We start from the raw sequence: 19,150 nt of genomic DNA, 5'->3' as shown, positions 1-19,150 counted from the left end.
AGCACTTGATAACTTTTGAGCCACGGATCCGAAGACCCGCTGTGACTGCCGCTATCGAGCGCCCACACTTATCGGTTGTTCGTTTGTTAAAGAACTGCGCGGCCGGCTTTGCCGTTCGCGTCGCTGCGTTGTCAGCAGCAGAGAAACGAGATTATGCAGAACATTTCGCTTCCCGTCAACAGGTTGTCAGCACTTTTTTGCTGCGGCTCCAGCACCGCAGCGCCTTCGCCTTCCCCGTCAACCTCGCCGCCGTTCGGCTGCGAGGGGGCGAATATTAAGGGAGTGCGCGCCGCCTGGCAATACCTTTGTCATCTTTTTATGCCAGGCGACACGGCAGCCGCTTCAGCGGTGCTGGAAGTTCGGCGCGCGCTTCTCGACGAAGGCGGCCATGCCCTCCTTCTGATCCTCGGTCGCGAAGGTCGAGTGGAACAGCCGGCGCTCCAGGCGCACGCCCTCGCTCAGCGAGGTCTCGTAGGCCGCGTTGACCGACTCCTTGATCATCATCACGACCGGCAGCGAGAAGCCGGCAATGGTTTCGGCAGCGCCGACCGCCTCGTCGATCAGCTTCTCCGCCGCCACCACGCGCGAGACCAGGCCGGCGCGCTCGGCTTCGGCCGCATCCATCATGCGCGCCGTCAGGCACATGTCCATCGCCTTGGCCTTGGAGACCGCGCGGGGCAGCCGCTGGGTGCCGCCGGCCCCCGGCATCGTGCCCAGCTTGATTTCCGGCTGGCCGAACTTGGCGGTGTCCGCCGCGATCACGATGTCGCACATCATCGCGAGCTCGCAGCCGCCGCCCAGCGCGTAGCCGGCCACCGCGGCGATCACGGGCTTGCGGATACGGCGGATCGTCTCCCAGTTGCGCGTGATGTACTCGCCCTTGTAGACGTCCATATAGCTGTACTTCGCCATCATGCCGATGTCGGCGCCCGCGGCGAAAGCGCGTTCGCTGCCGGTGATCACGATGCAGCCGATCGCCTCGTCCTGGTCGAACGCCGTCAGCGCGGCGCCCAGTTCGTCCATCAGCGCATCGTTGAGCGCGTTCAACGCCTTCGGACGATTCAGCGTCACCAGTCCGACGCGGCCACGGGTTTCCACCAGGATGTTGTCGTACGCCATGGGTTTCCTCTGTCTCCAATGAAAAGGAATGCCGGCCCACATGCGAGCCGGGAAGCATCGCTGCGCCAGCAACGATACCCGGCTTCGCCGTCAGCCGGCTACTGCAAGCACTACCGAGTTCACCGAGCCCACCGAGCCCACCGAGCCCACCGAGCCCACCGAGCCCACCGAGCCCACCGAGCCCACTGAGCCCACTGAGCCCACTGAGCCCACTGAGCCCACTAAGCCCACTAAGCCCACTGAGCCCACCGAGCCCACCGAGCCCACCGAGCCCACCGAGCCCACCGAGCCCACCGAGCCCACCGAGCCCACCGAGCCCACCGAGCTCACCGAGCTCACCGAGCTCACCGAACCTACCGGCCTACCGAGCATCGCGCGGCTCGGATCGACGCCGCGGTAATGGCAAACCGCAAACGATTAATGCTAACATTTGCCGACCGACTGGTCGGTTAATTAAAGCCACCGTCGCTCTTCCCTACAATGCCAGACGGAGCCGCCACCTGGCTTCGCCAACAACAACCTTCCGGGGCGGCCGGCGCAGCGCCGCCGCAACCGGGACATGGCAGGAGACAAGCCCATGCACGCCACGCCCACGCCGTCGCCCCGTACCGCCGTCGACGCCGGCCCGGTACTGCTCGCCTGGCATGGCGACGTCGCCGTCGTCACGCTGAACCGGCCCGACAAGCTCAACAGCTTCACCCGCGAGATGCATGCCGCGCTGGTGCAGGCACTGGACCACGCCGAAGCCGGCCATGCGCGCGCCCTGCTGCTGACCGGCGCGGGGCGCGGCTTCTGCGCCGGCCAGGACCTGGCGGATCTGGACTTCACGCCGGGCCGGATGACGGATCTCGGCGACCTGATCGACAGCGCCTTCAACCCGCTGGTGCGCCGGCTGCAAGCGATGCCGCTGCCGGTAATCGCCGCGGTCAACGGCACCGCCGCGGGCGCCGGCGCCAACCTGGCGCTGGCCTGCGACATCGTGCTGGCCGCCCGCTCGGCCAGTTTCATCCAGGCCTTCATCAAGATCGGCCTGGTGCCCGATTCGGGCGGCACCTGGTTCCTGCCAAAGCGCCTCGGCATGGCACGCGCGCTGGGACTGGCGATGACCGGCGACAAGCTGTCCGCCGACGAGGCGGAGAAGTGGGGCCTGATCTGGGAAGCGATGGACGATCCACTGCTGATGGAGCAGGCGCTGGCACTGGCCACGCATCTGGCGGCGCAGCCGACCCGCGCACTGGCGGCGATCAAGCGCGCGATGTACGCCAGCGCGACGCAGACGCTGGACGCCCAGCTCGACATGGAGCGCGACCTGCAGCGCGCGCTGGGCGGATCGCACGACTATGCGGAGGGCGTCAACGCCTTCCTCGAGAAGCGCGCCCCGCGTTTCACCGGGCAGTAACGCCCCCCTTCTTCCTTTCAGGAGATCCGCTTGACTCCCGATCCGCAAGCCTTGGCCGAAGCGGCCGCGGCCAGCATGTACGAGGCCGACAGCTGCAGCCGCTGGCTCGGCATGACCATCGACGCGATCGCGCCCGGCTATGCGAGGCTGTCGATGCCGGTACGCGACGAATTCCTGAACGGCCACGGCATCTGCCACGGCGGCCTGATGTTCACGCTGGCCGATTCCTGTTTCGCCTTCGCCTGCAACAGTCACAACATCAACACGGTCGCGGCCGGCTGCAGCATCGAGTTCCTCAAGCCGGTCCGCGGCGGCGACGTGCTGACCGCCGAGGCGACCGAGCAGGTCCTGTCTGGACGGCACGGCATCTACGACATCCGCGTGACCAACCGCGACGGCGAGGTGGTCGCGATGTTCCGCGGCAAGTCCGCGCAGATCAAGGGCCATGTCGTGCCGCCGCCCGAGGCCGGCTGACCGGAGACCGCAGCGCTGCGATCGCCCACCCGTCGCATTCCCACCCCGCAGCCACACCCGAAGCGCCACCCATAGCAGGAGAGAACGATGAGCACGCGCCTGACCGATCTGCCGCTGGAGCCGATCGAGACCGCCAGCCGCGACGAATTGCAGGCCTTGCAGCTGCAGCGCCTGAAGTGGTCGCTCGACCATGCCTATCAGCATTCGCCGGTCTATCGGCGCAAGTTCGACGAGGCGGGAGTGCACCCGGAAGATCTGAAATCGCTGGCCGACCTGGCGCGCTTCCCGTTCACGACCAAGCAGGATCTGCGCGACAACTACCCGTTCGGCATGTTCGCGGTGCCGCAGGACCAGGTCGCGCGGATCCACGCCTCCTCGGGCACCACCGGCAAACCCACGGTGGTCGGCTATACGCTGCGCGACATCGACACCTGGGCCACGGTGATGGCGCGCTCGATCCGAGCCTCCGGTGCGCGGCGCGGCGACAAGGTCCATATCAGCTACGGCTATGGGCTGTTCACCGGCGGCCTGGGCGCGCACTACGGCGTCGAGAAGGCGGGGCTGACCGCGATCCCGTTCGGCGGCGGCCAGACCGAGCGCCAGGTGCAGCTGATCCAGGACTTCCGCCCCGAGATCATCATGGTGACGCCCAGCTATATGCTGGCGATCGCCGACGAGTTCGAGCGCCAGGGGCTCGATCCGGCCGCCAGCTCGCTGCAGGTCGGCATCTTCGGCGCGGAGCCGTGGACGCCCGAGATGCGCGTGGCGATCGAGCGGCGGATGGGTATTTCGGCGGTCGACATCTACGGTTTATCCGAGGTGATGGGCCCCGGCGTGGCCAACGAGTGCGCGGAGACCAAGGACGGTCCGACCATCTGGGAGGACCACTTCTATCCCGAGATCATCGACCCGAACACCGGCGAGGTGCTGCCCGACGGCAGCTTCGGCGAACTGGTGTTCACGTCGCTGACCAAGGAGGCGCTGCCGATCGTCCGCTATCGCACGCGCGACCTGACCCGGCTGCTGCCCGGCACGGCGCGGCCGGCGTTCCGCCGGATGGAGAAGATCACCGGCCGCTCCGACGACATGATGATCATCCGCGGCGTCAACGTGTTTCCGTCGCAGATCGAGGAACTGATCCTGAAGCACGCCGAGCTGGCGCCGCACTACCAGTGCGTGCTGGGCAAGGAAGGCCATCTCGATACGCTGACGGTACGGGTCGAATGCGCGCATGGCGTCGAGCCGGACACCGCACGCCAGGCGCGCGACACGCTGACGCACGAGATCAAGGCCTATATCGGCGTGACGGTCGCGCTCGAGATCCTGCCGTCTGGCGGCGTCGAGCGCTCGGTCGGCAAGGCCCGGCGGATCGTCGACCAGCGGCCGCGCTAGGCCGCCCAGCCGCCGTCCGCTCGCGGACCCGCCCGCGCTCAGCTGCGCGGCATCAGCACCCACATCCGGCCGGCCTGCTTCATGCGGCCGGCGGTCTCGCCCGCGGCATCGCCGGCGCCCCAGAAGAAGTCGGCGCGCACGCCGCCCTTGATCGCGCTGCCGGTGTCCTGCGCAAACACGAGCCGCTCGATCGGCTCGCTGGACAGCGGCCGCGTGGTCGACAGGAACACCGGCACGCCGAGCGGAATGGTGGCCGGATCGACCGCGATCGAGCGCTCCGCCGTCAGCGGCACGCCCAGCGCGCCGATCGGGCCGTCGTTGTTCGGCGGCAGCTCGCGGAAGAACACATAGCGCGGATTGACGTTCAGCATCTCCTCGACCCGCGCCGGGTTGGCGCGCGCCCAGGCCTTGATGCCCTGCATCGTGGCCTGCGCCGGCGTGATCTCGCCCCGGTCCAGCAGCCACTTGCCGAACGAGCGGAACGGCTGGTCGTTGGTGCCGCCGAAGCCGACCCGCATCATCGTGCCGTCGGCCAGCCGGATGCGGCCCGAGCCCTGGATCTGCAGGAAGGCCGCCTCGACCGCGTCATCGACCCAGACCACCTCGTTGCCGCGCAACGCCGGATCGCGCAGCAGCTGGGCCCGCGGCGGCAGCGGCCGGTTGCCCCATTGCGGCGGCTTGCGGTGCAGCGGAATCTGATAGGCGCCCTGGCGCGTACGCGAGCCGTGCAGGATCGGTTCGTAGTAGCCGGTCACCAGACCGCTGTCGGTGCCGTCGCCGTTGACGACGCGGTACGGCTGGAAATGCTGCTCGAAGTAGTTGCGCAGCGCCTGCGGGTCGCTGGCATCGACCATCAGCCCGGCCGTGCAGGGGCCGCGCCATTCGGCGCGCTTCTTCAGCGCCTGGCAGCTCGCCTGCAGCGCCGGCCATGCGGCCCGCACGTCGTCGCGCGTCCAGCCGCCGATCTCGCTCCAGCTCGCCGGCTGCAGCCGGCCCTTGCCGGCGGCACCGGTCACCGGGGGCGTCGGCTGCCCGGTCTCGATGCGCGGCGGCGGGCCGCTGACGCAACCGGCCAGCACGGCGGCCGCGCCGACGATGGCCCACAGCGCGCGGGCACCGGGCATACGGCGCGCGACGGCGGCACAGCGGGGAGAAAGCGGGAAATAACGGCGGAGGGCGAAAACGGAGTCGTGGTCAGTCATCGTTTGCGGTGTGGTTGTCGCCGGGCGTGGGCCGCGGCGGCAAGGACAGTGGCTCTCAGTGGCTGGCGGCGGCAATGGCAAGGGCACCGGCCGGAGGGCGATGCCATACAATGCTCGGGGCCGATCCGGGCCGATTCTGCTGTGCCCGACCGGCTTTGCCTCGAACGCGGGAATCATCCATGAGCGAATTCTTTCAAGACCATCCCATGCTGCTGTTCGCCCTCGAGGCCGGCGTGGCGCTGTTTCTGCTGATCTTCATCGTGGTATGGACGATGGGCACGGCCAAGAAGCATCCGCGCCCCAGCCCCGCTCCGGCCGATCACCCGTCGCGCGCCGCTTCGGCAGCGCCGGGCCAGGCCGGTCAGGCAAGCCAGGCGGACCAGGCCGCGGGGCAGGCGCACAGCAAGGACAACCGGCCGGGCGTCTAGGTTCCGGCGCCGGTTCCCACCGTGGCCCGAACCCGTTGCCCGGCGCGCCTCAATGCAGCATGCGCGGCAGCACCAGCGCGAACTCGGGAATCGGTACCTCGAAGCGATGGCCGTCCTCGGCCACGCAGAAATACTTGCCCTTCATCGAGCCGACCGGCGTGGAGATCGTGGCCCAGCTGGTGTATTCGAAGTGCTCGCCCGGCTTGAGCAGCGGCTGGTGTCCGACCACGCCTAGCCCTGCCACTTCCTGCGTGGCGTTGTCGCTGTCGGTGATCTGCCAGTGCCGCGAGATCAGTTGGGCCGCGACCTCGCCGGTGTTCTGGATCGTGATGGTGTAGGCAAAGGCATGGCGTCCGTGTTCCGGGTCGGACTGATCGGGCAGATACTGCGTGCGCACGGAAACGGAAAAAGCGTACTCGCTCATTGTCGGGGGGCCGGTGGCAAGACAAGGTAGCGGCATTGTGCGGCAAGGGCAGGGGTGCGGCAAGTCGGGTCGGCGCCGCAGCCCGCGCGGAGCGGCGCCCGCCCCGCCGCCCTCGCCCGCCGCGAAGGCGGCGTAAAATGGCGCCCTTGCGCGCCGGCCGCAGCGGCGGGACGCGCCCTTGCCTCCTTGCCACGTCGCCACCAGCGCCGCAACCCAAGCCGTCACCCACGCCATCATGAGCACCCCGAACTATCGCATCGCCCCGTCCATCCTGTCCGCCGACTTCGCCCGCCTGGGCGAGGAAGTGCGCCGCGTCACCGAAGCCGGCGCCGACTGGATCCACTTCGACGTGATGGACAACCACTACGTGCCGAACCTGACGGTCGGCCCGCTGGTCTGCGAGGCGATCCGCCCGCACGTGACCGCGCCGATCGACGTGCACCTGATGGTCCGCCCGGTCGACCGGATCATCCCGGATTTCGCCAAGGCCGGCGCCAACATCATCACCTTCCATCCCGAGGCGAGCGACCATGTCGACCGCTCGCTCGCGCTGATCCGCGATCACGGCTGCCAGGCCGGCCTGGTCTTCAACCCGGCCACGCCGCTGCACCATCTGGACCACGTGATGGACCGGCTCGACGTGATCCTGCTGATGTCGGTCAACCCGGGCTTCGGCGGCCAGGCCTTCATCCCCGAGACGCTGAACAAGCTGCGCGCGGTGCGCGAACGCATCGACGCCTATGCCGCCCGCACCGGCCGCACGATCCTGCTGGAAGTCGATGGCGGCGTGAAGGTCGAGAACATCGCGCAGATCGCCGCGGCCGGGGCCGACACCTTCGTCGCGGGCTCGGCGGTGTTCGGCAAGCCCGACGCCGACGGCGGCTATCGCGGCGTGCTGTCGGCCTTGCGCGCCGAACTGGCCAAGGTGGGCCAGTAAATGGAAGGGGCGACGCTCAAGCGCACCGACTGGCGCGGCATCCGCGGCGCCATCGTCGACCTGGACGGCACCATGGTCGATACCGCGGGCGACTTCCACGCGGCGGTCAACGCGATGCTGCAGGCGCTGTCGCATCTGCATCCGGCGCTCGGCGAGATCGCCCCGCTGCCGCTGCCCGAGATCGTCAGCTTCGTCGGCAAGGGCTCGGAGAACCTGATCCGGCGCGTGCTCGACACGCGCCTGCCGCCCGCCGCGGCCAACGGCCTGTTCGCCGACGCGCTGGCCCTGTACAACCGCGAATACCTGCGCATCAACGGCCAGTTCTCGGCGCTCTATCCCGGCGTCGAGGCCGGTCTCGCGGCGCTGAAGGCGGCCGGCCTGCGGCTGGCCTGCGTCACCAACAAGCCGCACGACTTCACCGCGCCGCTGCTCGACAAGCTGGGCCTGGCGCCCTGTTTCGAGCTGGTCTACGGCGGCGATGCCTTTCCGTTCCGCAAGCCGGACCCGCTGCCGCTGCTGAAGGTCTGCGAGGCGTTCCGGCTCGAACCGGCGCAGATGGTGGCGATCGGCGACTCCGAAAACGACGCGATGGCGGCCCGCGCGGCCGGCATCGGCGTGCTGCTGGTGCCCTACGGCTACAACCATGGCAACCCTGTACAAGGCGTCGACGCCGATGGTATAGTCGGCTCGCTTGTCAAGGCCGCTGAGGTCTTGACGGCACACCGGTAGTCTCCGGCCACGGCGCGGCAGCCGCACGGCACGCGCCCTGCCCGATCCGCGAGACCGCCCTCTCCGCATCCCGCGCAGACCCCAGAACACGACTTCATGTTCCTGAACCGCAAACGCATCTTTACTGACAGTGATCGGCAGGCCTGGCCCTGGCGTCGCTGGCGCGCCTCCCAACAGGCGTAAAGTGCGTTCGCGACTGCGCTGATCGCGTCCGGCCTGGCCATCGGCAAGGCATTGCGATCAGACCGGCGGTCCTGCCGGCCCGGTTTTCCTTCCCGGCAATCCCTGCTAGCGTTACCCGAACGCGCAATACGCCCGCTGGCTCGACATGGAGCGACAGTGGCGTTCCGGCGAGCCGCCCGACGGGGCCGGTGCTTCGGCCATCCTGCCCCTCCCAGAATCGCCCGCCGGGGATCACCTTGTCGCCGCGCCCCGGTGCGCCGTCCCAGAGGACCGTCATGACCGAACTCGAATTCAAATCGCTGGCCGACCAGGGCTACAACCGCATTCCGCTGATCGCCGAGGCCTTCGCCGACCTCGAAACGCCGCTGTCGCTGTATCTGAAGCTGGCACAGTCGCAAACCCGCGGCGTCAACACCTTTCTGCTCGAATCGGTGGTCGGCGGCGAACGCTTCGGCCGCTATTCCTTCATCGGCCTGCATGCGCGCACGCTGCTGCGCGCCTACGGGCAACGCACCGAAGTCGTCACCGACGGCAAGGTGGTCGAGACCCACGAGGGCAATCCGCTGGACTTCATCGCCGCCTTCGAGCGGCGCTTCAAGGTCGCGCTGCGCCCCGGCCTGCCCCGCTTCTGCGGCGGCCTCGCCGGTTATTTCGGCTACGACACGGTGCGCTACATCGAGAAGAAGCTGGCCAACACGCAGAAGCCCGACGACCTCGGCCTGCCCGACATCCAGCTGCTGCTGTGCGAGGAACTGGCCGTCATCGACAACCTGTCGGGCAAGCTCTATCTGATCGTCTACGCCGACCCCGGCATGCCCGAGGCCTATTCGCGCGCGCGCCAGCGCCTGCGCGACCTGCGCATGAAGCTGCGCCAGCCGGTCGACGTGCCGGTCACCAGCCCGTCGGTGCAGACCGAGGTCTACCGCGAATTCGACAAGGCGGACTATCTGGCCGCGGTGGCCAAGGCCAAGGAATACATCGTGGCCGGCGACATGATGCAGGTGCAGATCGGCCAGCGGCTGACCAAGCCCTACCGCGACGCGCCGCTGTCGCTGTACCGCGCGCTGCGTTCGCTGAACCCGTCGCCGTACATGTACTTCTACAACTTCGGCGATTTCCAGATCGTCGGCGCGTCGCCGGAAATCCTGGTGCGGCAGGAAACGCGCCGCACCAGCGAACAGGGCGAGACACGCTCGCGCCGTGTGGTGACGATCCGCCCGCTGGCCGGCACGCGGCCGCGCGGCAATACGCCCGAGCGCGACGCGCAGCTGGCCACCGAGCTGCTCAACGACCCGAAGGAGATCGCCGAGCATGTGATGCTGATCGACCTGGCCCGCAACGACATCGGCCGCATCGCGGAAACCGGCTCGGTCAAGGTCACCGACCAGATGGTGATCGAGAAATACTCGCACGTGCAGCACATCGTCAGCTCGGTCGAGGGCACGCTGAAGGACGGCATCAGCAATCTGGACGTGCTGCGCGCGACCTTCCCCGCCGGCACGCTGAGCGGCGCGCCGAAGGTGCGGGCCATGGAAATCATCGACGAGCTCGAACCGCGCAAGCGCGGCATCTACGGCGGCGCGGTCGGCTATCTGTCTTTCGGCGGCGAGATGGACCTGGCGATCGCGATCCGCACCGGCATCGTCAAGGATGGCAATCTGTATGTGCAGGCGGCCGCCGGCATCGTGGCCGATTCGGATCCCGAGGCCGAATGGCGCGAGACCGAGGCGAAGGCGCGCGCGGTGATCCGCGCCGCCGAGCAGGTCCAGGACGGGCTGGACTCGGACTTCGCGTAAGCGCCGGCTGCAGCCCAGGGAGTTTGTCGCCCCCGCGCACGCGGGGGCCCAGCGTCTTCCCTCCGGGCTGAAAAAAGCCACTGGGTTCCCGCCTGCGCGGGAACGACCAGCGTTACTTCACCGCGGCAGTTTCCCGGGCCGGCGCTTGCACCGCATGCGGCAGATGCACGTCCGCGATCGTGCCGTCGCCCTCATGGTCGACCACCGCCACCTTGGCCCGCTGCAGCGCGTGCAACTGCTGGCCCGACACATGGAAGCTGCGCGCCAGTTCATCGTCGCGCAGCGCCGGGATCGGCTTGCGCCGATCGAGCCCGGAGAAGCGGTACTGGTTGTACAGCGCCCAGCTCAGCAGCACCACGCCGTTGAACAGCCCCACCACCACGTAGATCGACAGCGTGCCGGCGGTCGGCAGCAGCGCCGACCAGAACGGCACGTCCGGACCCGCATTGGCGTGCCGCAGCACCGCCTGCAAACCGGTCACGCACAGGTAGCCGAAGCCGATCCAGGCCAGCGCGGTCAGCAGCGCGTCGATCAGCCAGCCCAGCCGCGTACGCCTGGTGCGAACGATCATGTCATCGGGATTCATCATGACCTCATCGATTTGATGCCGCGATCCGGGCTGGTCCAACGGGCGCGGCGCCGGGTCTTGAGCATGACTTTGGGGAAGGCCATCAGCGTGGTCAGCATGCCGATCATCCAGAAGGCCAGCGGATACCAGATCGTCCAGTACATCGAGCGGCCCAGCTTGGGCTCGTAGCGGCGGTCGATCGCCACGCTGATCGCGAACTGCAGCACGCACACGACCGCCAGCACCATGCCGGTAAAGCCCGGCGGCACCAGCTTCTCGATGCGGACGTTGTCGGGCAGGTCGACGAAATGGCCGAGCGCCCACAGGATGATCGACATCGCGAAGATGAAGGCCCAGCCGGCCGACAGGCAGTACTCGGCCATCAGCGGCCACAGCCGGCGATGGCGCCAGATCCAGATCGAGCGCACGTTCTTCAGGAACACCTCGGCGCCGCCCTGCGCCCAGCGCAGGCGCTGCTTCCACAGGCCGCGCAGCGTCTCGGGCATCAGGATCCAGCACAGCGCGCGCGGTTCGTAGAAGATCGACCAGTGGTCGCGCTGCAGCTTCCAGCTGATGTCGATGTCCTCGGTGATCATGTCCAGGCTCCAGTAGCCGGCGCGATCGAGCGCACGGCGGCGAAAGGCCGCGACCACGCCGGACACCGTGAACACCTGGCCGTAGACACGCTGGGTCCGCTTGATCAGCCCGATGATCGACGAGAACTCGCCGACCTGGATGCGGCCGATCAGCGTCGAGCGGGTGCGGATGCGCGGGTTGCCGGTCACCGCGCCGACGCGTGGGTTGTCGACCATCGGCGCGACCAGATAGGCGGCCGCATCCGGATCGAGCACCGCGTCGCCGTCGATGCAGACCAGGTACTCGCCGCGCGCGGCCAGCGCGCCCATGCGCAGCGCCATCGCCTTGCCCTGGTTCTGGGCCAGATGGACGACGCGCAGCCGCTCGTGCCTGGCCGCCATCGCATCGAGCAGCGCGCCGGTGCCGTCGCGCGAGCCGTCGTTGATCGCGATCACCTCGAAGTTCGAATAGCGCTGCGCCAGCGCGGCGCGCAGCGTTTCCTCGCCGTTTTTCTCCTCGTTGAAGCACGGCACCAGGATCGAGATGAAGGGCTCGCCGGCCACCTTGGGCGGCTGGCGGTCTTCGTCCCAAGACCACTTGCGTTCCCAGTGCCACCAGTAATAGATGCCACCGGCCATCCACAGTCCGGACATGAACAGCGGATAGAAGAACACGAAGGCAAGCAGCAGGTCGCCGGTCGCCAGCACGGCCATGCCGATCGGCAGGCCGAGCGCGATGCACAGGACGATCAGGGCAAATAGACGTTCGATCATGGCGCGGGATACCAGGCGTTGGACAGCGCCGGCCGGATCAGGTCGAGCCGAGGCTGGTTGTTATGGAAGTCGTCCGGGTAGTAGCCGAAGTTGCGCGCGCCGCGACGCTGCAGGCGTTGCATCCAGCCCGCCAGCACGGCGCTGTCGACCGGCGGCGCATCGGCCTTGCGCCAGTCGCGGCTCTGCAGCTCGAACACCGTGCGGCGCAGCGCGCCCGGGCGCTTGGCCACGGTGTCGACTAGCGAGTCCAGCCACGCGTTTTCCTTGCCGGCCGGCACCTGCTCCATGTACGGCATGGCCATCGGCGCGGTCCAGTCGTAGGCGACGAGGAAGTCGTCGAGGTTCTGCGCGAACCACGCCTCGCTCTCCGGCTGCAGGATCGGCGCGGCGAAGATGTTGCGCGCGGTCTTGATCGCCGGGCCGCGAATGGCGCGGACCTTGGCGGTCAGCTCGTGCGTGAAGTCGACCAGCGCACGGCTCTTGAACCGCGTCCAGCGCTGCATCGTCTCCGGATTGGCACGCAGCGCCTCGATCGAGTCGGGCAGCCCGGCCTTGCGATAGGCCGCCAGCGCCGGCGCGCTGGCATCCTCGAAATCGCTCATCACGGCGTCGTCGTGGAACAGGATGCCGTCGAACACCGCATGGCGCGCCAGGTCCTCGTACAGCTCGCCGATGCGCTGGCGGGCGACCGGATCGAACGGTGACAGCCGGCGGTACTGCTTCGGATCGACGTCGATGCGGCCGGTCTTCGGATCCCAGCGCGACACGCGCGCGATCGACTTGTCCAGGTCCAGCGCCAGCACCGGCATCCACGCATAGAGCTTGACGTTGGTCCGGTTCCGCAACTGCCAGGCGACGCGGTTGAACAGATCGGCGCGCACCGGCAGCACGCGGTTGGGGAAGTACACCGACTTGACCAGGCCGCTGGCATCGGGATCCGCAAAGGCCTGCAGGAACACCGTGTCGATCTTCAGGTCGTAGATGCGCTGCACCAGCTTGTCCAGATTGCGGTCGACCTGGGCCGGATCGGCATCGTAGACATAGTCCAGATCGACGTGGGCGACGCGCATGTTCTGCTGCTGCTCCATCTCGACCACCGATTGCGCGAAGCCGCGCAGGCCAGGGTCGTCGCCGATCAGCAGGCGGGCGCCGGACATCATCTTGTCCACCGTCGCGAGCCCGTCTTCCAGCGTCAGCGCCATCTGGTAGCCGTTCTCGCCGATGATGCGCAGCGCCGAGCCGCTCTCGGCGCCGTACGGCCAGATCCAGACACGCACCGGCTTGCCGGTGATGCGGCGAACCTTCTCGGTGATCCGCTGCACGTCGTCGCGCACGCGCTTCTCATAGGCGGCGTCGCTCTCGTAGGTGCCCGTCTTGCTGTCGTAGGCATGCACCGCGGCCACCGGCTGCGTGTTGCCCTGCGGATTGGCCAGCACGCCGTAGTGGTGCGCGTCGGTATGGGCGCCGATCTCGACCAGACCCGAGGCGGCGATCTCGCGCACCTGCTGCCAGGTCAGCATGCGGTCCCGCTCGGTCGGCGTGCCGCCGAAATCGACGGGCTTGTTCTCGGGCGTATCGAGCCACACGCCGACCGGCGCCAGCACGGCGGGCCAGCGATAGGCCTTCAGGATCGGCAGCACGCGCGTATGGAAGCTGCGATAGCCGTCGTCGAAGGTCAGCAGCACCGCGCGGTCCGGCAGCGCCGGGCCGCCGTTGCGGGCGGCCAGGATCTGGTCGACCGTGACCGGCCGATAGCCGTTCTCGCGCAGCCACGCCAGCTGGCGGATCAGATGGTCGGTGCGTACGCTCAGATAGGCCTGGTCCGGATCGCGGTCCTCCACGTCGTGGTACGCCAGCACCGCGACATGGTTGCGCGGCCACGGTTGCTCGGCCTTCGCGACAGGCCGGTCGGCCGGCGGCGTGAACACCGGAATGTCCTTGGCGCAGGCGGCCAGCAGCAACGTGGCCACCGCCAGCAACAGCATCAGAAAAGCGCGATAGGGGCGCATCAAGGTTGCGTCCATGGCATGCATCCCGTTCAGAATCGGTAGGTCAGGTCGAACACGATGCGCAGTTCGCGCTCGCGCTGGCCGTCGTACGGTCGGCTGGTGCCGGTGATCGTGGCGCCGACGTCGAACACGTCGTTGGTGCGGAAGCGCTGGCCATAGCCGATCATCATGATGGCGCCGGTGCCGTAGCCGCGCTGCGCATAGGCGCCCGCGCCGGCGAGGAACTGCTGTTCCCACACGGTCTCGTAGCGGCGATGCAGCGTGTGCGTCAGCCGCACCGACGGCAGCATGGTCAGGTCCGAGCGCGGGTTGTAGTACGGCGTGTCCCGGCGCGTATTGCGCGAGGCCCAGATGTCGACCAGCAGGTCGCCCTTCAGGTGCGGCGCGGTATAGAAGCGCTGCTCGCCGGCGACGCCGCCCTCGAGGCGATCGTTGCCGTCGCTGAAGCGCGACGGCGCCACCGTGAACATCCACTCGCTGCGCTCGCTGGCGCGGTAGCGCGCGAACGCCGCCAACGTATCGGCGTAGATGCCCTGCTTCAGCGCGCGCAGCGGCGTGCCGGTCGAGCGCAGCGCGCCCGAGGCGCCGACCTGCCAGCGGTCGTCGATGTCGTATTGCGCCGACAGCCGGCCGCCGGCACGGCCGCCGTTGCCGCCGCCATAGTCGTGCGCCGAGACCTCGCCCTCCAGCGTCAGGTCGCGCACGCGGTATTGCACGCCGGTGCGCGCCCAGCGGTAGTCGACGCTGCCTTCCTGGAAGCGGCCGGTCGCATAGCCGATGCCGCCGAAGGCGCGCCAGTCGTAGTGGATCGGCGGGCTGTACAGCACCGCCTCGATGCCGAAGTTGCCGTTGCCGACCACGGCGCTGTCGTTGGCGAGGCCCCGATAGCCCTCGATGCGCAGCTCCGACTTGTTGTGGACCTGCCAGTCGCGATCCAGGCGCCGGACCGCCAGGTCTTCGGGATAGCGCGCCATCGTGTCGTTGCGCAGCATCTCGGCCTGCCGCCACTCCTGCAGGTCCAGCGCGGCATGGCCCTGCTGCACCTCGAGCGGCACGGCGCGCGGCTCCAGCGTTTCGGCCAGCTTCAGCTCGCCCTCGGCCTGGCGCGGCCAGCCGCGGGCCCGGTACAGCTCGGCCAGCAGCACGCGCAGCCGCGAATTGCCCGGTGCATGGCTGACCAGCTCCTCGAGCCGCTGCTGCGCGTCGACGGTGTCGTCGGCCTGCCGGCGCGAACGCGCGCTGACCTCGGCGGCATCGAGCCACAGATCGTTCGGCTGCCGCGTCGGCTGGCCGCGCAGCCACCGCCAGCGCGGTTGCTCGGCGCTGGCCTGCTCCACCACCTCGCCGGCCGGCGGAAACTTCTCGGCCTCGGCATGCGCGTAGTACAGACCCGTCTGCGCTGCCAGCCGCGCCTCGGCGTCGCCGCCGGGCGGATAGGCCTCGCGGATTGCCTGCGCGTACAGCGTCTCGGCCTGTTCGGGATGACGCAGATAGAGATAGGCCGCGGCCACGTCGGACAACGCAAAGGCCGGGACCTCGACGCCCTCGGCCCGCAGCGCCTCGTATTCGTCGACCAGGTCCTGCATCCGCACGCGCGCATGCAGCGCGGCGAGCCGGTCGATGCGGGCGCGGCGCAGCTGGGCCTCGCCGCGCGGGCCGGTGCCCCGCAGTTGCGGCAGCAGTTGCTCGTAGCGGGCCAGCGCGCGGTCGGCGATGGCGAAGCGCTCGGCTTCGGTCCGGGTCGGCATGTCGGCAAGCCGCACCTGTTCGGCGGTCGCGTCCAGTTCCAGTTCGAGCCGGTCGGCCCGGTCCAGCAGGCCGGGATGTTCGTCCGCCACGCGCAGCGCGGCTTCCGGCAGTCCGGCATGCTCGAGCGCGCGTACGTATTCGCGCACCACGTCCTTGCGCTGCGGGGCCAGGCCATGCGCGCGGTCGGCCTCGAACAGCGCCTCGTACGGATCGTTGGCGCGGGTATGCGCGTAGGCCAGCGCAATGCGGGCATCGGGGCTGGACGGCTGCCGCTCGACCAGCGCCCTGCCCGCCGCGACGGCGTCGGCGGTGCGGCCGCTGTCGGCCAGCACCAGGATCTCGCCCAGGGCAAAGTCCTGGCGCGCCGGGAAACGTTGCCGGCCTTCACGATAGTGCGCCAGCGACGCGTCCCACTGGCGCTCGTCGCGCTCGGCGCGTGCGATGGCGGCCAGCACCTCGGCAGGCAGCTGGCTGGCGTCGCCGCCAAGGCCGCGATACGTCTCGAGGACCTCGGCGGGGCGGCCGGCCCAGCCGGCGATGATCATGCGGTCGTAGGCGGCGCGGCGGTCGGCCGGCGCCTGCGCCAGCCGCTCGCGCAGCGCGGTCAGCGCCGGTTCGTAGTCGCCGGCGCGGGCGCGCTGGATCAGCGCATCGTATTGCTGGTCGGCCTGCGCCGGTGCGGCATGTGCCGGCACCGCCAGGCACGACATCGCCGCCGCCAGCCCGACGGCCAGCTGCACCGGGGTACGCCGCCGCAACGCCGGCAGACGGCGGCTATCGGCCGGAACGCGGGCAGGAGAGCGCGAATGACGCGTCATCAAAGACTCCATTGGGACTCCGCAGCCTGTCTCGCTGTGATGGTCAAGCGCCCGCGGCGTGCATCGATGGCGCGCACGCGAGTCCGTTATCGGCTAGGGAAGGGCGGCACGAGGGCACGGAACCCGATCGGGTCTGTCCCGCCTGCGGAGATCGACGGGGGAGGACCTACGGGATCCGGCGGGCACCGAAGAACCGCGCCGGATGGCCATCGCAGAGGGGATGGCGTCGTGCAACCGCAACCGCTGCAATGGCGCAAGGTGCGGAGCCGCAAAACTTCGCAAAGTGTAGTGAAGAAGCTGAAAATCGATTGTGAACGATAGAAAACGCGCCAAATTCCGCTTCCGCCGCCCCCAACCCTGGTTGGGGATTGCGGCACGGGCCCGCCGCCGGGGAGCGCCTACGCTCGACACCGGCGTGCGAGGCAAGTTAAAGTAGCGACTTCGTTGCGGATGCGCGGTGCCCCACAAAGCGTCGCTTTCCGTGTAACCTCCGAACACAGACCGATCACCCCCGATCGACCTGATCACCCAATCGTCCGACCTAGAACCACGATGACCTTCCGGGCTCCGACCGTTTCGTCGCATTCGTCCCGTTGGTGGCGCTTCCACTAGGAAGCGGCACGTCGTTGCGTTCTTGTTCGCACCTTGCCGCCGTTCCGGTTGGCAAACGTGCGGTCCGACAGCTCACCGGTGCGGCGGCTCCTAGATACCCAGGAGATCTGCCGATGCCGTCGAACCCCTCCCCCGCTTCAACCGTTCCGATTTGCCGCCGCGCGCCAGCCCGTGGCCGTCGCTTCGTGCGTCCGCGCGCCGCCGGGCCGCTTGGCAAGGCGCACGTGCGTTCCATGTCCACCAATTTCCAAGCCGGGTGAATCATGCTGCTGATGATCGACAACTACGACTCGTTCACCTACAACCTGGTGCAGTACTTCGGCGAACTCGGCGCCGACGTGCGGACCCACCGCAACGACGAGATCACGATCGATGAAATCGAGGCGCTGGCGCCCGAGCGCATCTGCATCTCGCCCGGCCCGTGCAGCCCCGCCGAGGCCGGCATCTCGGTGGCCGTGCTCAAGCACTTCGCCGGCAAGCTGCCGATCCTGGGCGTGTGCCTGGGCCATCAGGCGATCGGCGAGGCGTTCGGCGGCAAGGTGATCCGCGCCAAGCAGGTGATGCACGGCAAGGTCAGCCGCATCGAGACCACGCAGCAGGGCGTGTTCGCCGGCCTGCCCAGGGCGTTCGACGTGACGCGCTATCATTCGCTGGCGATCGAGCGCGAGACGCTGCCCGACTGCCTCGAGGTCACCGCATGGACCCCCGACGGCGAGATCATGGGCGTGCGGCACAAGCAGTTCGCGATCGAGGGCGTGCAGTTTCATCCCGAGTCGATCCTGTCCGAACACGGCCACACGCTGCTGGACAACTTCCTGAAGGCGGCGCGATGAAACGGCTCGACGCCCCGCTCGCCCCTGCCCTTGCTCCCGCCCCCTCACGCGACCGATCGAACGAACCCCACGCCTGCGAGACCGCCATGCCCATCACGCCCCAGGAAGCGCTGACGCGCTGCATCGAACACCGCGAAATCTTTCACGACGAAATGCTGCACCTGATGCGGCAGATCATGCAGGCGCAGATCTCGCCGGTGATGGCCGCCGCGATCCTGACCGGGCTGCGCGTCAAGAAGGAGACCATCGGCGAGATCACCGCCGCCGCGCAGGTGATGCGCGAATTCGCCAACAAGGTCACGGTGTCCGAGCGCGAGCATTTCGTCGACATCGTCGGCACCGGCGGCGACGGCTCGCATACGTTCAATATCTCGACCGCGTCGATGTTCGTCGCGGCCGCGGCCGGCGCGCGCATCGCCAAGCACGGCAACCGCGGCGTCAGCTCGAAGTCCGGCAGCGCCGACGTGCTGGAGGCGCTCGGCGTCAACATCATGCTGACGCCCGAGCAGGTCGGCCGGTGCATCGAACAGACCGGCATCGGCTTCATGTTCGCGCCGACGCACCATCCCGCGATGAAGAACGTCGCGCCGATCCGCAAGGAGATGGGCGTTCGCACGATCTTCAACATCCTGGGCCCGCTGACCAACCCGGCCGACGCGCCCAATATCCTGATGGGCGTGTTCCACCCCGATCTGGTCGGCATCCAGGTCCGCGTGATGCAGCGCCTGGGCGCCCGTCACGCGCTGGTGGTCTACGGCAAGGACGGCATGGACGAGGTGTCGCTGGGCGCCGCCACGCTGGTCGGCGAGCTCAAGGACGGCGAGGTGCGCGAGTACGAGATCCATCCGGAGGACTTCGGGCTGTCGATGATCTCCAACCGCGGCCTGAAGGTCGCCGACGCGGCCGAATCGAAAGAGATGCTGCTCGAGGCGCTGTCCAACGTGCCGGGCACCCCGCGCGAAATCGTGTCGCTGAACGCCGGCACCGCGCTGTATGCGGCCAATGTCGCGTCGTCGATCGAGGACGGCATCGCCCGCGCGCGCGAGGCGATCGCCAGCGGCGCTGCCCGCGCCAAGCTCGACGAGTTCGTGCAGGCGACGCGGCAGTTCCAGTAATCAGAGGCAAGCAA

At 68.5% G+C, this 19,150-nt stretch carries 17 protein-coding genes; 10 read left to right on the top strand and 7 right to left on the bottom strand.

Annotation, left to right across the window (positions count from 1 at the left end):
• A partial coding sequence (locus F7Q96_RS17980) for a hypothetical protein (protein ID WP_211923513.1) occupies positions 1 to 278 on the top strand: 278 nt, incomplete at its 5' end.
• Between the two features lie 64 nt (positions 279 to 342).
• On the opposite strand, the gene F7Q96_RS17975 is transcribed toward F7Q96_RS17980, so the two are convergent.
• The gene (locus tag F7Q96_RS17975) at positions 343 to 1,119 is read right to left on the bottom strand and encodes an enoyl-CoA hydratase (protein WP_053822584.1); all 777 of its coding nucleotides are present in this window, start codon (positions 1,117 to 1,119) and stop codon (positions 343 to 345) included.
• Positions 1,120 to 1,696: 577 nt separating this feature from the next.
• Between F7Q96_RS17975 and paaG the strand changes: the two genes are divergently transcribed.
• From paaG to paaK, 3 genes are all read left to right on the top strand, one after another.
• Positions 1,697 to 2,518 carry a 2-(1,2-epoxy-1,2-dihydrophenyl)acetyl-CoA isomerase PaaG gene (gene paaG, locus F7Q96_RS17965; protein ID WP_144425838.1) on the top strand — a complete coding sequence of 274 codons (822 nt, stop codon included), beginning with the start codon at positions 1,697 to 1,699 and terminating at the stop codon, positions 2,516 to 2,518.
• Between the two features lie 30 nt (positions 2,519 to 2,548).
• A complete protein-coding gene (paaI, locus tag F7Q96_RS17960) occupies positions 2,549 to 2,992 on the top strand; it encodes a hydroxyphenylacetyl-CoA thioesterase PaaI (RefSeq protein ID WP_053822586.1) in 444 nt (147 codons plus the stop codon).
• Between the two features lie 87 nt (positions 2,993 to 3,079).
• Positions 3,080 to 4,384, top strand: a complete 1,305-nt coding sequence (paaK, locus tag F7Q96_RS17955; protein ID WP_151023043.1) for a phenylacetate--CoA ligase PaaK — start codon at positions 3,080 to 3,082, stop codon at positions 4,382 to 4,384.
• Between the two features lie 38 nt (positions 4,385 to 4,422).
• On the opposite strand, the gene mltA is transcribed toward paaK, so the two are convergent.
• Positions 4,423 to 5,508, bottom strand: a complete 1,086-nt coding sequence (gene mltA, locus F7Q96_RS17950) for a murein transglycosylase A (RefSeq protein ID WP_144425839.1) — start codon at positions 5,506 to 5,508, stop codon at positions 4,423 to 4,425.
• 257 nt (positions 5,509 to 5,765) lie between these two features.
• On the opposite strand from mltA, the gene F7Q96_RS17945 reads away from it, so the two are divergent.
• Positions 5,766 to 6,014 (top strand): hypothetical protein, encoded by a 249-nt coding sequence (locus F7Q96_RS17945; RefSeq protein ID WP_053822589.1) that lies wholly within the window; start codon positions 5,766 to 5,768, stop codon positions 6,012 to 6,014.
• Between the two features lie 49 nt (positions 6,015 to 6,063).
• Here F7Q96_RS17945 and apaG read toward each other — a convergent pair whose 3' ends face one another.
• Complete coding sequence (gene apaG / locus F7Q96_RS17940; protein ID WP_006579374.1) at positions 6,064 to 6,438, bottom strand: Co2+/Mg2+ efflux protein ApaG; 375 nt, start codon at positions 6,436 to 6,438, stop codon at positions 6,064 to 6,066.
• A 235-nt stretch (positions 6,439 to 6,673) separates the two neighbouring features.
• Here apaG and rpe point away from each other — a divergent pair, with 235 nt between their 5' ends.
• The 3 genes from rpe (at position 6,674) to trpE (ending at position 10,083) form a co-directional block, all read left to right on the top strand.
• Positions 6,674 to 7,375 (top strand): ribulose-phosphate 3-epimerase, encoded by a 702-nt coding sequence (rpe, locus tag F7Q96_RS17935; RefSeq protein ID WP_053822590.1) that lies wholly within the window; start codon positions 6,674 to 6,676, stop codon positions 7,373 to 7,375.
• Positions 7,376 to 8,104: a phosphoglycolate phosphatase gene (gph, locus tag F7Q96_RS17930; protein ID WP_053822591.1), complete on the top strand. Its 729-nt coding sequence runs from the start codon at positions 7,376 to 7,378 to the stop codon at positions 8,102 to 8,104.
• Positions 8,105 to 8,562: 458 nt separating this feature from the next.
• Entirely contained in the window at positions 8,563 to 10,083 is a 1,521-nt protein-coding gene (trpE, locus tag F7Q96_RS17925; protein ID WP_053822592.1) for an anthranilate synthase component I, read from the top strand.
• A 112-nt stretch (positions 10,084 to 10,195) separates the two neighbouring features.
• Here the strand turns inward: trpE and pgaD are convergent, their stop codons facing one another.
• Genes pgaD through pgaA form a run of 4 tightly spaced genes read right to left on the bottom strand, consistent with a single transcriptional unit; the run spans position 10,196 to position 16,576 of the window.
• On the bottom strand, positions 10,196 to 10,672 hold the full coding sequence (pgaD, locus tag F7Q96_RS17920) for a poly-beta-1,6-N-acetyl-D-glucosamine biosynthesis protein PgaD (protein ID WP_226994770.1): 477 nt from the start codon (positions 10,670 to 10,672) through the stop codon (positions 10,196 to 10,198).
• Complete coding sequence (gene pgaC, locus F7Q96_RS17915; RefSeq protein WP_053822594.1) at positions 10,669 to 12,000, bottom strand: poly-beta-1,6-N-acetyl-D-glucosamine synthase; 1,332 nt, start codon at positions 11,998 to 12,000, stop codon at positions 10,669 to 10,671. Before pgaC ends, pgaD begins: the two co-directional genes overlap by 4 nt.
• Positions 11,997 to 14,024, bottom strand: a complete 2,028-nt coding sequence (pgaB, locus tag F7Q96_RS17910; protein ID WP_144425840.1) for a poly-beta-1,6-N-acetyl-D-glucosamine N-deacetylase PgaB — start codon at positions 14,022 to 14,024, stop codon at positions 11,997 to 11,999. Before pgaB ends, pgaC begins: the two co-directional genes overlap by 4 nt.
• A 14-nt stretch (positions 14,025 to 14,038) precedes the next feature.
• Positions 14,039 to 16,576 carry a poly-beta-1,6 N-acetyl-D-glucosamine export porin PgaA gene (gene pgaA, locus F7Q96_RS17905; RefSeq protein ID WP_226994771.1) on the bottom strand — a complete coding sequence of 846 codons (2,538 nt, stop codon included), beginning with the start codon at positions 16,574 to 16,576 and terminating at the stop codon, positions 14,039 to 14,041.
• A gap of 875 nt (positions 16,577 to 17,451) precedes the next feature.
• Here pgaA and F7Q96_RS17900 point away from each other — a divergent pair.
• Both F7Q96_RS17900 and trpD read left to right on the top strand, forming a co-directional pair.
• Positions 17,452 to 18,021: an aminodeoxychorismate/anthranilate synthase component II gene (locus F7Q96_RS17900; protein ID WP_053822595.1), complete on the top strand. Its 570-nt coding sequence runs from the start codon at positions 17,452 to 17,454 to the stop codon at positions 18,019 to 18,021.
• Positions 18,022 to 18,107: 86 nt separating this feature from the next.
• Positions 18,108 to 19,136: an anthranilate phosphoribosyltransferase gene (gene trpD / locus F7Q96_RS17895; RefSeq protein WP_053822596.1), complete on the top strand. Its 1,029-nt coding sequence runs from the start codon at positions 18,108 to 18,110 to the stop codon at positions 19,134 to 19,136.
• Positions 19,137 to 19,150 lie beyond the last annotated feature (14 nt).

Source organism: Cupriavidus gilardii (assembly GCF_008801915.1).
Lineage (GTDB): Bacteria > Pseudomonadota > Gammaproteobacteria > Burkholderiales > Burkholderiaceae > Cupriavidus > Cupriavidus gilardii.
The sequence above is the reverse complement of the archived record's forward strand: the minus strand, read 5'-3'. Positions and strand labels throughout refer to the sequence as shown.

Excerpts from the sequence above, each read along its gene's own strand:
- paaG (WP_144425838.1), top strand. The coding sequence starts at position 1,697 with ATGCACGCCACGCCCACGCCGTCGCCCCGTACCGCCGTCGACGCCGGC.
- pgaD (WP_226994770.1), bottom strand. The coding sequence starts at position 10,672 with ATGATGAATCCCGATGACATGATCGTTCGCACCAGGCGTACGCGGCTG.
- apaG (WP_006579374.1), bottom strand. The coding sequence starts at position 6,438 with ATGAGCGAGTACGCTTTTTCCGTTTCCGTGCGCACGCAGTATCTGCCC.
- trpD (WP_053822596.1), top strand. The coding sequence starts at position 18,108 with ATGCCCATCACGCCCCAGGAAGCGCTGACGCGCTGCATCGAACACCGC.
- rpe (WP_053822590.1), top strand. The coding sequence starts at position 6,674 with ATGAGCACCCCGAACTATCGCATCGCCCCGTCCATCCTGTCCGCCGAC.
- pgaC (WP_053822594.1), bottom strand. The coding sequence starts at position 12,000 with ATGATCGAACGTCTATTTGCCCTGATCGTCCTGTGCATCGCGCTCGGC.
- pgaA (WP_226994771.1), bottom strand. The coding sequence starts at position 16,576 with ATGACGCGTCATTCGCGCTCTCCTGCCCGCGTTCCGGCCGATAGCCGC.
- gph (WP_053822591.1), top strand. The coding sequence starts at position 7,376 with ATGGAAGGGGCGACGCTCAAGCGCACCGACTGGCGCGGCATCCGCGGC.
- F7Q96_RS17945 (WP_053822589.1), top strand. The coding sequence starts at position 5,766 with ATGAGCGAATTCTTTCAAGACCATCCCATGCTGCTGTTCGCCCTCGAG.
- trpE (WP_053822592.1), top strand. The coding sequence starts at position 8,563 with ATGACCGAACTCGAATTCAAATCGCTGGCCGACCAGGGCTACAACCGC.
- F7Q96_RS17975 (WP_053822584.1), bottom strand. The coding sequence starts at position 1,119 with ATGGCGTACGACAACATCCTGGTGGAAACCCGTGGCCGCGTCGGACTG.
- pgaB (WP_144425840.1), bottom strand. The coding sequence starts at position 14,024 with ATGGACGCAACCTTGATGCGCCCCTATCGCGCTTTTCTGATGCTGTTG.
- mltA (WP_144425839.1), bottom strand. The coding sequence starts at position 5,508 with ATGCCCGGTGCCCGCGCGCTGTGGGCCATCGTCGGCGCGGCCGCCGTG.
- paaK (WP_151023043.1), top strand. The coding sequence starts at position 3,080 with ATGAGCACGCGCCTGACCGATCTGCCGCTGGAGCCGATCGAGACCGCC.
- F7Q96_RS17900 (WP_053822595.1), top strand. The coding sequence starts at position 17,452 with ATGCTGCTGATGATCGACAACTACGACTCGTTCACCTACAACCTGGTG.